At 55.7% G+C, this 13734-nt stretch carries 12 protein-coding genes; 8 read left to right on the top strand and 4 right to left on the bottom strand.

Going from position 1 to position 13734, the window contains the following annotated elements:
• The first annotated feature begins 41 nt into the window (after nt 1-41).
• From B3511_RS13340 to yejF, 4 genes are read left to right on the top strand one after another with little or no spacing between them, the layout of a single operon-like run.
• Nucleotides 42-1847 carry an extracellular solute-binding protein gene (locus B3511_RS13340; protein ID WP_286782779.1) on the top strand — a complete coding sequence of 602 codons (1806 nt, stop codon included), beginning with the start codon at nt 42-44 and terminating at the stop codon, nt 1845-1847.
• An 8-nt stretch (nt 1848-1855) separates the two neighbouring features.
• Nucleotides 1856-2950: a microcin C ABC transporter permease YejB gene (locus B3511_RS13345; RefSeq protein ID WP_040074763.1), complete on the top strand. Its 1095-nt coding sequence runs from the start codon at nt 1856-1858 to the stop codon at nt 2948-2950.
• Nucleotides 2950-3975, top strand: coding sequence for an ABC transporter permease (locus B3511_RS13350; RefSeq protein WP_233801635.1), 1026 nt, complete (start codon nt 2950-2952; stop codon nt 3973-3975). The genes B3511_RS13345 and B3511_RS13350 overlap by 1 nt, the downstream gene beginning before the upstream one ends.
• 1 nt (nt 3976) lies before the next feature.
• Nucleotides 3977-5566: a microcin C ABC transporter ATP-binding protein YejF gene (gene yejF, locus B3511_RS13355; RefSeq protein WP_286782781.1), complete on the top strand. Its 1590-nt coding sequence runs from the start codon at nt 3977-3979 to the stop codon at nt 5564-5566.
• Between the two features lie 3 nt (nt 5567-5569).
• Here the strand turns inward: yejF and B3511_RS13360 are convergent, their stop codons facing one another.
• The 3 genes from B3511_RS13360 to rsuA all read right to left on the bottom strand — a co-directional run bounded on the left by B3511_RS13360 (nt 5570) and on the right by rsuA (nt 8166).
• Nucleotides 5570-5914: a YejG family protein gene (locus tag B3511_RS13360; protein ID WP_040074760.1), complete on the bottom strand. Its 345-nt coding sequence runs from the start codon at nt 5912-5914 to the stop codon at nt 5570-5572.
• 333 nt (nt 5915-6247) lie between these two features.
• Entirely contained in the window at nt 6248-7444 is a 1197-nt protein-coding gene (locus tag B3511_RS13365; RefSeq protein ID WP_046884717.1) for a Bcr/CflA family multidrug efflux MFS transporter, read from the bottom strand.
• A 14-nt stretch (nt 7445-7458) separates the two neighbouring features.
• Nucleotides 7459-8166 carry a 16S rRNA pseudouridine(516) synthase RsuA gene (gene rsuA / locus B3511_RS13370; protein WP_040074757.1) on the bottom strand — a complete coding sequence of 236 codons (708 nt, stop codon included), beginning with the start codon at nt 8164-8166 and terminating at the stop codon, nt 7459-7461.
• A 150-nt stretch (nt 8167-8316) separates the two neighbouring features.
• On the opposite strand from rsuA, the gene B3511_RS13375 reads away from it, so the two are divergent.
• Complete coding sequence (locus B3511_RS13375; protein WP_286782784.1) at nt 8317-10077, top strand: DEAD/DEAH box helicase; 1761 nt, start codon at nt 8317-8319, stop codon at nt 10075-10077.
• Between the two features lie 124 nt (nt 10078-10201).
• Nucleotides 10202-10486: a 50S ribosomal protein L25 gene (rplY, locus tag B3511_RS13380; RefSeq protein WP_040074755.1), complete on the top strand. Its 285-nt coding sequence runs from the start codon at nt 10202-10204 to the stop codon at nt 10484-10486.
• 53 nt (nt 10487-10539) lie between these two features.
• Here the strand turns inward: rplY and yejK are convergent, their stop codons facing one another.
• Nucleotides 10540-11547 (bottom strand): nucleoid-associated protein YejK, encoded by a 1008-nt coding sequence (yejK, locus tag B3511_RS13385; protein WP_040074754.1) that lies wholly within the window; start codon nt 11545-11547, stop codon nt 10540-10542.
• Between the two features lie 134 nt (nt 11548-11681).
• Here yejK and B3511_RS13390 point away from each other — a divergent pair, with 134 nt between their 5' ends.
• Nucleotides 11682-11909, top strand: coding sequence for a YejL family protein (locus tag B3511_RS13390; protein ID WP_040074752.1), 228 nt, complete (start codon nt 11682-11684; stop codon nt 11907-11909).
• Between the two features lie 19 nt (nt 11910-11928).
• A complete protein-coding gene (yejM, locus tag B3511_RS13395) occupies nt 11929-13689 on the top strand; it encodes an LPS biosynthesis-modulating metalloenzyme YejM (RefSeq protein ID WP_040074751.1) in 1761 nt (586 codons plus the stop codon).
• The last annotated feature ends 45 nt before the right edge of the window (nt 13690-13734 follow it).

Genomic DNA, 13734 nt, shown 5'->3' on the forward strand with positions numbered 1-13734 from the left:
ATCATCGGGTGGCCAGCTAATAATAAGGAATGCGTAGCGGAATGATATTGCGCGTAATGATGCTACTGCTTGTAGCGCTGAGTGGATTCTGTCAGGCGCAGACCATCAAAGAGAGCTACGCGTTCGCCGTCATCGGCGAGCCGAAATACGCCATCAATTTCGATCACTACGATTACGTCAACCCGGCGGCGCCAAAAGGGGGAAAGGCTACCCTTTCCGTTATCGGTACCTTTGATAACTTCAACCGCTATGCTCTGCGCGGCGTGGCCGCCGAACGCACTGAATCACTTTATGATCCCCTCTTCACCACCTCGGACGATGAACCCGGCAGCTACTATCCTCTGGTCGCTGAGTTTGCACGCTACGCTGATGATTATTCCTGGGTGGAGCTTACGATCAATCCGAAAGCGCGCTTTCATGATGGGACACCGGTCAGCGCCCGTGACGTCGAGTTTACCTTTCATAAATTTATGACTGAAGGGGTCCCCCAGTTCCGACTGGTCTATAAAGGCACCACCGTTAAAGCCATCGCGCCGCTTACGGTGCGTATTGAGCTGGCGAAGCCCAATAAAGAGGATATGCTGAGCCTCTTCTCCCTGCCGGTGATGCCAGAGAAATTCTGGAAAAATCATAAACTCAGCGATCCTATTTCCACGCCGCCGCTGGCCAGCGGCCCGTATCGCATTACCAGCTGGCGTATGGGGCAGTATGTCATCTGGTCACGGGTAAAAGATTACTGGGCCGCCGACCTGCCTGTTAACCGCGGCCGCTGGAACTTTGACACCCTGCGCTATGACTATTATCTGGACGATAATGTCGCCTTTGAGGCCTTCAAGGCCGGGGCATTTGATATGCGCCTTGAGAGCAGCGCCAAAAACTGGGCCACCCGCTACACCGGCAGAAATTTCGAGCGCGGCTATATCGTTAAAGATGAGTTTAAGAGCGATTCGGCGCAGGACACCCGCTGGCTGGCGTTTAATATCCAGCGCCCCGTCTTTACCGACCGACGCGTGCGCGAAGCCATTACCCTCGCCTTCGACTTTGAATGGATGAATAAAGCGCTCTTCTACGGTGCCTACAGCCGGGTGAACAGCTATTTTCAAAATACGGAGTACGCCGCAACAGGGTATCCGGACGCCGCTGAGCTGACGCTGCTCGCTCCGCTCAAGAGTGAAATCCCGCCCGAGGTCTTTACCTCCGTCTATCAGCCGCCGGTGTCAAAGGGCGACGGCTACGATCGTAACAACCTGCTTAAAGCCAGTAAATTGCTGGATGAGGCAGGCTGGACGCTGAAAAATCAGAAACGCGTTAATAACCAGACCGGGAAACCGCTCACCTTTGAGCTGCTCCTTCCCTCCGGCGGCAATAATCAGTGGGTGTTGCCGTTCCAGCACAATCTCGAACGCCTGGGCGTGACGATGACGATTCGCCAGGTCGATAATTCGCAAATCACTAACCGTATGCGTAGCCGCGATTACGATATGATGCCGCGCCTGTGGCGGGCGATGCCATGGCCAAGCTCCGATCTGCAGCTCTCCTGGGCTTCGGCATATATCGACTCCACCTATAACTCCCCGGGAGTAAAAAGCCCGGCCCTCGACGCGCTTATCGCCCGGATCATTGACGCCCAGGGCGATAAAGAGAAATTGCTGCCGCTCGGGCGGGCGCTCGACCGGGTTCTGACATGGAACTATTACATGCTGCCTATGTGGTATATGGCACAGGATCGCGTCGCCAGCTGGGACAAATTCTCTCACCCGGCGGTACGTCCGGTTTACGCCCTCGGTTTTGAAAACTGGTGGTATGACGTGAACAAAGCGGCGAAATTACCCGCCGAGCGACGGTAAGGAATGTTATGGGCGCTTATCTGATTCGTCGCTTATTACTGGTGATCCCCACCCTGTGGGCCATCATCACCATCAACTTTTTTATCGTGCAGATTGCCCCCGGTGGTCCGGTGGATCAGGCCATAGCCGCTATCGAAATGGGTAGCAGCAACAGCCTGCCCGGTGGGGGTGGCGAAGGGATGCGCGCCAGCCATGCCCGTACCGGCGTGGGTAATATCAGTGACAGTCACTATCGCGGCGGACGCGGCCTCGATCCGGAGGTGATCGCCGAGATCACTCAGCGCTACGGTTTCGATAAACCGCTGCATGAACGCTATTTCAAAATGTTGTGGGATTACGCGCGCTTCGATTTTGGTAATAGCCTGTTCCGCAGCGCCTCGGTATTGCAACTGATCAAGGAGAGTCTGCCCGTCTCCATCACGCTGGGGCTATGGGGTACCTTGATTATCTACCTGGTCTCTATCCCGCTGGGTATTCGCAAGGCGGTCTATAACGGCAGCCGTTTCGATACCTGGAGCAGTACCTTTATCATTATCGGCTATGCTATTCCGGCCTTCCTTTTCGCCGTGGTGTTGATTGTCCTCTTTGCCGGAGGCAGCTATTACGACCTTTTCCCGCTGCGCGGGCTGGTCTCGGCGGACTTTGACTCTCTGCCCTGGTACCAGAAAGTGACGGATTACCTCTGGCATATCACCTTGCCGGTGCTGGCCACGGTCATTGGCGGCTTCGCCGCGCTCACCATGCTGACCAAAAACTCGTTTCTTGATGAGATCCGCAAACAGTATGTGGTCACCGCCCGGGCGAAAGGGGTGAGCGAGCGCAAAATTCTGTGGCGGCATATATTTCGCAACGCCATGCTGCTGGTCATCGCCGGTTTTCCGGCCACCTTTATCAGCATGTTCTTCACCGGCTCGCTGCTCATAGAGGTGATGTTCTCCCTGAACGGCCTCGGCCTGCTGGGCTACGAAGCGACGCTCTCCCGTGACTACCCGGTGATGTTCGGCACGCTCTATATCTTCACCCTGATAGGCCTGCTGCTGAATATCATCAGTGATATCAGCTATACGCTGGTCGACCCACGCATCGATTTTGAGGGCCGCTGATGCTACGCCTAAGCCCCATAAACCAGGCCCGCTGGGCCCGTTTTCGCCACAACCGCCGCGGATACTGGTCGCTGTGGATCTTTGCGGTGATCTTTATTCTGAGCCTGTTCTCTGAACTGGTGGCTAACGACAAGCCACTGCTGGTCCATTTTAACGACCGCTGGTATCTGCCAGCGATAAATAACTACAGTGAGAGCGACTTCGGCGGCCCGTTCGCCACCCCGGCAGATTATCAGGATCCGTGGCTACGCGCGCAGCTCGATAACCACGGCTGGGCGCTGTGGGCGCCGGTTCGTTTTGGCGCCACCAGCATTAACTTTGCCACTACCCGTCCCTTTCCTTCTCCCCCCTCCAGTGAGAACTGGTTAGGCACCGATGCCAACGGCGGCGATGTACTGGCTCGCATTCTCTATGGCACCCGCATCTCGATTCTGTTCGGCCTGCTATTGACCCTTTTCTCTAGCGTTCTGGGGATACTGGCGGGCGCCCTTCAGGGCTATTACGGCGGCAAAATCGACCTCTGGGGACAGCGTTTTATTGAGGTGTGGTCGGGCATGCCGACCCTGTTTCTGATCATTCTGCTCTCAAGCGTAGTGCAGCCGAATTTCTGGTGGTTACTCGCCATCACCGTGCTGTTCGGCTGGATGGCGCTGGTCGGCGTAGTACGGGCTGAGTTTTTGCGTACCCGTAATTTTGATTATATCCGTGCCGCGCAGGCGCTGGGCGTGGGCGATCGGGGAATTATTTTCCGCCACATTCTGCCCAATGCGATGGTGGCTACCCTCACCTTCCTGCCGTTTATTATGTGCAGCTCCATCACTACCCTGACCTCTCTCGATTTTCTCGGTTTCGGCCTGCCGCTGGGATCGCCATCGCTGGGGGAACTGTTATTGCAGGGCAAAAATAACCTACAGGCGCCATGGCTTGGGATCACCGCGTTTATCTCGGTGGCATTGCTGCTGTCGTTACTGATCTTTATTGGCGAAGCGGTACGCGATGCCTTCGACCCTAACAAGGCGGTGTAACATGACGCAGCCCCTTCTGCATATTGATAACCTCTCCATCGCTTTTCGTCAGCAGGGCGAAACGCGTCCGGTAGTGAGCGATCTCTCGCTGCATATCGATCCGGGAGAAACGCTGGCGCTGGTGGGTGAATCCGGCTCGGGGAAGAGCGTTACGGCCCTCTCAGTGCTGCGCCTGCTGCCTTCGCCACCGGCCATCTATCCGCAGGGCGATATTCTCTTTCAGGGGCAGTCACTGCTGCATGCCGATGAACGTACCCTGCGCGGCGTGCGAGGCAATAAAATCGCGATGATCTTCCAGGAGCCGATGGTCTCGCTCAACCCACTGCATACCCTTGAAAAACAGCTGTATGAAGTGCTCTCTCTGCATCGGGGGATGCGTAAAGAGGCCGCGCGCGGCGAGATGCTCGACTGTCTGGAGCGCACCGGCATTCGTCACGCGGCCAAACGGCTCTCTGACTTCCCGCATCAGCTCTCGGGAGGAGAGCGCCAGCGCGTCATGATTGCCATGGCCCTGCTCACCCGCCCTGAACTGCTGATTGCCGATGAACCCACCACGGCGCTGGACGTCACGGTACAGGCGCAGATCCTGCAACTGCTGCGGGAACTGCGCGACGAGCTGAACATGAGCCTGCTGTTTATCACCCACAATCTCAGCATCGTTAAAAAGCTTGCCGATAGGGTCGCGGTGATGCAAAGCGGGCGTTGCGTCGAGCAGAACAGCGCCCCTGCCCTGTTTAGTGCTCCGCAACATCCCTACACGCAACGACTCCTTGATAGTGAACCCGCTGGCGGCCCTGTTCCGCTGGCAGAAAATGCCCCGACGCTACTCACCGTAAATAATTTGTCGGTGGCCTTCCCGATACGTAAGGGTCTTTTACGCCGGGAGGTGGATAGCAAACGGGTGCTGAACAAGGTCAGCTTTACCCTTCGTGCAGGTGAAACTCTGGGGCTGGTGGGGGAATCTGGTTCCGGTAAAAGCACCACCGGGCTGGCGCTACTGCGGCTGATTACCTCGCAAGGTGAGATGACTTTCGATGGTAAGACGCTGCATGACCGCAATCGCCGTCAGATGCTTCCGTTGCGCCATCGAATGCAGGTGGTTTTCCAGGATCCCAACTCCTCACTCAACCCGCGACTCAATGTCCTGCAGATTATCGAAGAGGGGTTACGCGTACACCAGCCTGCGCTCACCCCGGCGCAGCGAGAATCCGAGGTGATTCGGGTAATGGGCGAGGTGGGGCTGGATCCCGAAACCCGGCAACGTTATCCAGGGGCCTTTTCCGGCGGTCAACGACAGCGTATCGCCATTGCCCGCGCCTTGATCCTACGACCGGAGCTAATCATCCTTGATGAACCGACGTCATCGCTGGATCGCACCGTGCAGGCGCAGATTCTGGCGTTACTGAAAGATCTTCAGCAGCAGTATCGGCTGGCGTATATCTTCATTAGCCATGACCTGCAGGTCGTGCAGGCGCTTTGCCATCAGGTTATTGTTTTACGTCAGGGAGAGGTTGTCGAGCAGGGAGAGTGTCAGCGCGTGTTTGCCGCGCCGACGCAGGCATATACCCGCCAGCTATTGGCGTTACGTTGACACTCAGAAAGGATTCTGGCCAGACACCGGCTCAGCAATGGCTACGCCGAAATTTTTCAGGCGGCAGGTGGCGGCAAATTCGTCCTGACTTTTCACGAACAGGCAGGGTTCGCCCTCGCACTCCAGCACGGAGCTGTCGAGTTCAATATCCGTCAGCGCCTGGCTGAGCTTTTCCATTACCGGCCACGCGTTTTCGTCTTGCGGACTGAGCAATTTAAGCGCCACCAGGCAGTTATCGCAGTTCGTCCCGCTTTGCGGAATCGGTTCAACTTTCGAACCTGCGAAACCCGCCGACCAGCGATAGCTCTGCGGCAAGCGATGGACGATGGAGAGCTGTAATGTATCCACGTTTGTTCCCCGGAAGCAAAATATACTTCACAATCTATTTACATTTATAGTAACACATCATTACTCACCTGCCCTGTTTTTAGTGAGAAAGCGGTTACAGCCAGATATCATCGGCGTTAGCGTCTTATTTCTCAGGGCTTTTTGTATGAGTTTCAGGTTCGCAACGGCGCTATATGTACCCGTTTCTGCGATCTAACTCAACCTTTTTAACTACAACGATGTGACTTTTTACATAAATAGATTTTACATAAAAGAAACAAACAAGGAGACCGGGATGAACGTTTTGGTTGATATGTGTCAAAAAAGGGTTCCTGTGGAACCCTTTTTTGTGCGTCATTTAACCGTTTTTTTGGGTCGGCTGGCATAGAGGTAGAAAAGAATGGAGCCCGTCGCACAGAAAGCGATGGACCAGAGCATCGGCCAGGCACTGTTGAAGGTGGCCATCGACAGTAACGCACCGATAATGGCGCCAATGCCAAAGCGGAAGGTCCCGGCGAGCGACGACGCCGTGCCCGCCATGTGCGGGAACTCATCCAGAATGACCGCCATCGCGTTCGACGAGACCATGGAGACGCAACCGACAAACGCCGCCACGCCCACCACCAGCGACCAGAAGCCCACATCGAAGAATGCCGTCACCACCATCCAGATTGCCATGGCGAACTGGATCCACAGCCCGGCACGGAACATATTCAGCGCTCCAACGCGGCGGACAAAGCGGCTGTTGATCAGCGTCATCACAATCAGGAAGACGATGTTTAGTGCAAAGTAGTAGCCGAAATGCTGCGGTGAGACGTGGTTCAGTTCAATGTAAACAAAGGGCCCGGCGCTCAGGAAAGAGAACATCCCCGCGAAGCTGAATCCGCTGGCCAGCATATAGCTCAGCACCCGCTTATGACGAAACAGCGATGCGAAGTTGCCGAGCGTGGTGCGGATGTGGAACTTTTGCCGACGTTCAGGCGGCAAGGTTTCCTTGATAAAGAAGAAGATCATTGCCGACGCCAGCAGCGCCGCAAGCGCCAGGATCCAGAAGATAGCGTGCCAGCTAAACCAGACCAGCACTGCCCCACCCGCCATCGGCGCTATCAACGGCGCCACGGTGGTGACCAGCATGACGAAGGACATCATGCGCGAGAACTCTTCTTTCGGGTAGATATCGCGCATCAGGGCATTAATCACCACGCTGGCAGCGGCGGCGGCCAGCCCGTGGAAGAAACGCATGACAATCAGGTGGTCAATGGTCTGTGCCAGCGCACAGGCAACAGCCGCACCGGCAAACACCAGGGTACCGCCGAGGATAACCGGTTTGCGCCCCAGGCTATCGGCCATCGGCCCGTAGAGCAACTGCCCCACGGCAAAGCCGAGAATATAGGTGCTGAGGGTCATTTGCGCGCTGCCTGCCGGTACGCCGAACTGCTCGGAAATGACCGGCAGTGCGGGCAGGTACATATCGATAGAGAGCGGCATCAGCATGGCCAGCAGGCCAAGGATAAAGACAATGCTAAATGACGAGTGTGGCCTGTTGGTCACAATAAACTCCTGGATTAGCGTGGAGCCAGGCCAACGCTGGCAATTTCTTCATCCGTTAACGGGCGGTATTCACCGGGTTCCAGATCATCATCAAGCTCGATGGCGCCGATACGCTCCCGGTGTAAACCAATCACGTGGTTACCCACCGCGGCGAACATACGTTTCACCTGATGGTAACGCCCTTCGCTGATGGTCAGGCGCACCTCGGTCGGTGTGATCACCTCGAGCGTGGCCGGCCTGGTCAGATCTTTTTCATTATGCAGCTGTACACCCTGCGCGAACTGTTCCGCCGTATTATCGCTCACCGGCGATTCCAGCATCACCCGATACGTCTTTTCACAATGATGGCGTGGTGAGGTAATGCGGTGCGACCACTGACCGTCGTCGGTCATCAGCACCAGTCCGGTAGTGTCGATATCCAGACGCCCGGCGGCGTGTAGCTTGTGCGCCATCGGCTCATCAAGGAAATAGAGAATGGTCGGGTGATCCGGATCGTCGGTGGAGCAGACATAACCTTCCGGTTTATTGAGCATGAAATAGCGCGGGCCATTCTGCTGAGTCAGCGAATTACCGTCGTACTCAACCTGATGGTCAGGCTGGAGTTTGAACGCACTATCTTTCACAATATCGCCATCCACGGTAACGCGGCTGGCGCGAATTTCACGCCCGGCAATAGCGCGGCTTACGCCGAGTTGCTGAGCGATAAACTTATCAAGTCGCATGAAGTATTTTTAGCCTTAATGGTGCCAGGAGCCGGACAACACATCCGGAAAAGAGGCAGTCTGAAGAAGCCAGTATAACGGGCTATCTGCGCCACTCAAGGGAAAAAGTTTCGTGGCATACTATATGCGAGATAACCAAACTGAGATCCCATGACATTTACTCTTCGCCCCTATCAGCAGGAAGCGGTTGACGCGACCCTCGCCCACTTTCGCAAGCATAAAGAACCGGCGGCCATTGTGCTCCCTACCGGGGCCGGCAAGAGCCTGGTTATCGCCGAACTGGCCCGGCTGGCGCGCGGGCGCGTGCTGGTGCTGGCGCATGTGAAAGAGCTGGTGGCGCAGAACCATGCCAAGTACCTGGCCCTCGGTCTTGAGGCGGATATCTTTGCCGCCGGTCTGCAGCGTAAAGAGAGCCACGGCAAAGTGGTGTTTGGTAGCGTGCAGTCGGTGGCGCGTAATCTGGATCAATTCCGCAGCGAATTTTCGCTGTTGATCGTGGACGAGTGTCATCGCATCAGCGATGACGACGACAGCCAGTATCAGCAGATCCTTGCCCATCTGAAAAGCGTTAACCCCTCGATTCGGCTGCTGGGATTAACTGCCACGCCGTTCCGTCTGGGCAAAGGCTGGATTTATCATTTCCACTATCACGGCATGGTGCGCGGCACAGACAAAGCGCTGTTTCGCGACTGTATATACGAGTTACCCCTGCGTTACATGATAAAGCACGGTTACCTCACCCCGCCTGAGCGGCTGGATATGCCGGTGGTGCAGTACGACTTTAGCCGCCTGCAGGTGCAGAGTAATGGCCTGTTTAGCGAAGCGGATCTTAATCGCGAACTCAAAAAACAGGATCGTATTACCCCGCACATCATCAGCCAGATAATGGAATTTGCCGAAACCCGCAAAGGGGTGATGATTTTTGCCGCCACCGTGGAACACGCCCGTGAAATCACCGGGTTGTTGCCCGCTGACGATGCGGCACTGATCACCGGTGAAACGCCGGGCAGCGAACGCGATCGCTTAATTGAAGCCTTCAAAGCGCAGCAGTTTCGCTATCTGGTGAACGTAGCGGTCCTGACCACCGGTTTTGATGCTCCTCACGTGGATCTGATTGCGATTCTGCGCCCTACCGAATCGGTGAGCCTGTATCAGCAGATCGTCGGCAGGGGGTTGCGTCTGTCCCCGGGTAAAACCGACTGCCTGATTCTGGATTACGCCGGCAACCCCCACGACCTGTATGCCCCGGAAGTGGGTACGCCAAAAGGCAAAAGTGACAACGTTCCGGTGCAGGTATTTTGCCCGGGATGCGGCTTCGCCAATACCTTCTGGGGAAAGACAACGGCCGACGGCACCCTTATTGAACATTTTGGCCGGCGCTGTCAGGGCTGGCTGGAGGATGACGACGGCCATCGCGAGCAGTGCGATTATCGTTTCCGCTTCAAAAATTGTCCGCAATGCAATGCTGAAAACGACATTGCTGCCCGCCGCTGCCGCGAGTGCGATACGGTGCTGGTCGATCCGGACGATATGTTAAAAGCGGCGCTGAAGCTGAAAGATGCGCTGGTGTTGCGCTGTAGCGGCATGGTGCTGGCCCTGGGGGCGGATGAGAAAGGCGAGTGGTTAAAAATCACCTATTACGATGAAGACGGTGCCGATGTGAGTGAGCGCTTCCGTCTGCACACACCCGCCCAGCGTACCGCTTTCGAACAGCTGTTTATCCGTCCGCATACCCGTACGCCAGGGGTGCCCCTGCGCTGGATCACCGCCGGGGATATCCTTCACCAGCAGGCGTTGCTTCGCCATCCGGATTTTGTGGTGGCCCGCAAAAAAGGGCAGTTCTGGCAGGTGCGCGAGAAGGTGTTTGACTACGAAGGGCGCTACCGCCGGGCGAATGAATTGCGTGGCTAAAGGGAGTTTTCATTGATGTCAGCGCTGATTACGTATAAAATGCCGCCCGCCTCACATCCGTGAAGCAGAACACCTGCCTGCTGCTGGGTCGCCTGTAGCAGGATCTATATACAGAGAGAAATCAATGTTCACTATCAATGCAGAAGCACGTAAAGAGCAGGGTAAGGGTGCGAGCCGCCGCCTGCGCGCAGCTAACAAATTCCCGGCCATCATCTATGGCGGCGAAGCTGCTCCTGTCGCAATCGAACTGGACCACGACAAAGTGTGGAACATGCAGAACAAAGCTGAGTTCTACAGCGAAGTTCTGACTATCGTTGTTGACGGTAAAGAAGAGAAAGTTAAAGCTCAGGCGGTGCAGCGTCACCCGTTCAAGCCAAAACTGTCTCACATCGACTTCGTTCGCGCGTAATCGCTGACAAGTTGAATGAAAAAACCCCGCTCTGCGGGGTTTTTTTATGGCGCTTATTTGCCGCCGGAGGTGCGACGCTGAAGCTGGTCGCGCAGGTTTGGCGGAGTACCTTTGATCGTCAGGGTATCCGTGGCCGGGTCCCAGAAAATGCGCTCACCCAGCAGCAAAGCATCGAAGTTGATCGTCAGCCCGCCGCCGCTCCCGGCGAATTTGGTCAACTGACGCAGGGTGCTGCGATCCGCCGGGAAGCTCTCTTCCAGCTCGTAACCTTTATCAGCCGTAAATTCCTGGAAACTCACTTCACTGACGCCCGCCAGCTCTTTCGATAACGACTCAAGTTCGATCTCTTCCCCCGCCTGCAGCTGTTCGTTGCAGTAGGTGTACACCTGCTGACGCACGGTCTGACGCTCGGATTTATCGAGCTGCGCCTCTGCGGTAAAGTCGTCCACCGCCTGCAGCAAGCCTTTGTTTTGCGCTTTGGCGTTAAGCCCTTCGCTGGCGCCGAGGAAATCCATAAAGAAGTCGGCCACTTTGCGCCCTACCCGCCCTTTAAGGAAGGTGAGGTAGCGTGTGGATTCCGGATTGGTTTCCCACTCGGTAAGGTCAATACGCGCCACAATATCGGCATGATTGATGTCCAGATAGTGGGTCGAGCTGATGTCCAGCTGCTCATTTACGCGCATGCTACTTAAGTTGTTCAGCACCGTGACCAGCAGATACTCTACCGCCAGGTAGCGGTACTGACAGAACAGCACGATACCGCCGTCAGCAAAAGGATATTTTGCCAGCTCATCGCGCAGGCGTCCGGTCGCCGCCCGGCTAAAGGCGAGGAACTCCTCTTCGCCCTGACGCTGTAAGCGCAGGCTTTGCGCCAGTTCACTCTCTTCGTTGAACATGCCGTAAGCTTTATTTTTGGCGCTATAGACGCGGTGTAGCTCCGCCATCATGTCCACGACGGTTGGCGTCGGTTCAAGTAACGTATCGCGCAGCACCAGCTCAAGGGTTTGCTCATCACGCTTGATAAGCTGGTGCAGCGCAATCTGGTTGATATCCAGACTCATGATAAACTCTCCTGTTAGACCGGGCGGTATTCAACCATCCCCTGCGCATGTGCGCAATAGAAGATAAAAAAGGGGAAAAAATGCTGTTGCTACGGTACTATGTTGCCCTTTCATCAACGAAATGATTTTGATTTATGCCACAACATTCCCGCTACAGTGACGAACACGTAGAACAGCTTCTGAGTGAGCTGGTTAACGTACTGGAAAAACACAAAACGCCAACCGACCTTTCCCTGATGGTACTGGGGAATATGGTGACCAACCTGATTAATACCAGCGTTGCTCCGGCTCAACGTCAGGCCATTGCGAAATCCTTCGCACAGGCGTTGCAGTCCTCGGTTAACGACGACCCGGCACACTAAGGGAAACGAACGACAGCTTATGGTGACGAATCGTCAGCGCTACCGCGAAAAAGTGTCCCAGATGGTAAGCTGGGGGCACTGGTTTGCCCTGTTCAACATTCTGTTGGCGATGGTGCTTGGCAGCCGCTATCTGTTTGTAGCCGACTGGCCAACCACGCTGGCCGGGCGGATTTACTCCTGGATCAGCGTCATTGGCCATTTTAGCTTTCTGGTTTTCGCCACCTATCTGCTGATTCTGTTTCCACTGACCTTCGTTGTCATGTCGCAGCGGCTTATGCGGTTTATCTCCGCGATTCTGGCCACTGTAGGCATGACGCTGCTGTTAATCGACAGCGAAGTCTTTACCCGTTTCCACCTGCATCTCAATCCCATCGTCTGGGAACTGGTGATTAACCCCGACCAGAACGAAACCGCGCGTGACTGGCAGCTAATGTTTATCAGCGCGCCTATCATCCTGATGATTGAGATGCTTTTTGCCACCTGGAGCTGGCAGAAACTACGTAGCCTGACGCGTCGCCGTCATTACGCCAAACCCATTGCGGCGCTCTTCTTCGTCGCTTTTATCAGCTCACACGTTATGTATATCTGGGCTGATGCCAACTTCTATCGTCCGGTCACGATGCAGCGCGCCAACCTGCCGCTCTCTTATCCGATGACCGCGCGACGCTTTCTGGAAAAACACGGTCTGCTGGATGCGCAGGAGTATCAGCGCCGTCTTGTCGAGCAGGGCAATCCGGAAGCGGTATCCGTGCAGTATCCGCTCAGCCCGCTGCGTTTCCGCGATATGGGCCAGGGCCAGAACGTGCTGTTGATTACCGTCGACGGCCTGAACTACTCGCGCTTCGAAAAACAGATGCCGACGCTGGCCGAATTTGCGGATAAGAACATTAACTTTACGCAGCATATGAGTGCCGGTAATTCGACGGATGCGGGGATCTTTGGCCTGTTCTACGGGATTTCGCCTGCCTATATGGACGGCGTCCTGTCGGCGCGCATCCCTGCGGCCTTGATCACCGCGCTGAATCAGCAGGGTTATCAGCTGGGACTCTTCTCTTCAGACGGCTTTAGCAGTCCGCTCTATCGCCAGGCGCTGTTGTCCGATTTCTCTCTGCCTACCGCCAAAACGCAAACTGATGCGCAAACCGCCGGGCAGTGGATTAACTGGCTGCAGCGTTATGCGCAGGAAGATAACCGCTGGTTCTCGTGGGTCGCCCTGAACGGCACCGCAATCGACGACAGTCAGCAGAAGGGCTTTAACCAGCGTTACGCGCGCGCGGCTGGTGAGGTCGATGCTCAAATTGCCCGTGTGCTGAACGCCTTACGCGAGTCTGGCAAGCTGGAAAACACCGTGGTGGTGATCACGGCGGGCCATGGCGTGGCACTGGGTAGCGATCGCGACAGCATGGAGTGGTCTCGCCCTCGCCTGCAGGTACCGCTGGTTATTCACTGGCCGGGCACACCTTCCCAGCGCATCAACAGGCTTACCGATCATAAAGATGTGATGACCACGCTGATGCAGCGCTTACTGCATGTGAATACGCCAGCTAACGAGTACTCACAGGGGCAGGATCTGTTCAGCGCGACGCGTCGTCATGACTGGGTGACCGCCGCAGACGGCAATACGCTGACCGTGATGACGCCAAATCTGTCGCTGGTGCTGAATAGCAACGGCACCTATAAGACCTATACCCTGAAGGGCGAAAGAATCAACGATCAGAAACCGCAGCTCAGCCTGTTGCTGCAGGTATTGACCGATGAGAAACGCTTCATCGCTAACTGATTAATATTAAATCAGTTAGCGGTCAGGGCGCTTGCAATAGACCGT

This window comes from Leclercia sp. UBA1284 (assembly GCF_002308415.1).
Taxonomy (GTDB): Bacteria; Pseudomonadota; Gammaproteobacteria; order Enterobacterales; family Enterobacteriaceae; genus Enterobacter; species Enterobacter pneumoniae.

Coding starts and splice junctions, on each gene's coding strand:
- B3511_RS13340 (WP_286782779.1), top strand. CDS start 42: ATGATATTGCGCGTAATGATGCTACTGCTTGTAGCGCTGAGTGGATTC.
- B3511_RS13345 (WP_040074763.1), top strand. CDS start 1,856: ATGGGCGCTTATCTGATTCGTCGCTTATTACTGGTGATCCCCACCCTG.
- B3511_RS13350 (WP_233801635.1), top strand. CDS start 2,950: ATGCTACGCCTAAGCCCCATAAACCAGGCCCGCTGGGCCCGTTTTCGC.
- yejF (WP_286782781.1), top strand. CDS start 3,977: ATGACGCAGCCCCTTCTGCATATTGATAACCTCTCCATCGCTTTTCGT.
- rsuA (WP_040074757.1), bottom strand. CDS start 8,166: ATGCGACTTGATAAGTTTATCGCTCAGCAACTCGGCGTAAGCCGCGCT.
- B3511_RS13375 (WP_286782784.1), top strand. CDS start 8,317: ATGACATTTACTCTTCGCCCCTATCAGCAGGAAGCGGTTGACGCGACC.
- rplY (WP_040074755.1), top strand. CDS start 10,202: ATGTTCACTATCAATGCAGAAGCACGTAAAGAGCAGGGTAAGGGTGCG.
- yejK (WP_040074754.1), bottom strand. CDS start 11,547: ATGAGTCTGGATATCAACCAGATTGCGCTGCACCAGCTTATCAAGCGT.
- B3511_RS13390 (WP_040074752.1), top strand. CDS start 11,682: ATGCCACAACATTCCCGCTACAGTGACGAACACGTAGAACAGCTTCTG.
- yejM (WP_040074751.1), top strand. CDS start 11,929: ATGGTGACGAATCGTCAGCGCTACCGCGAAAAAGTGTCCCAGATGGTA.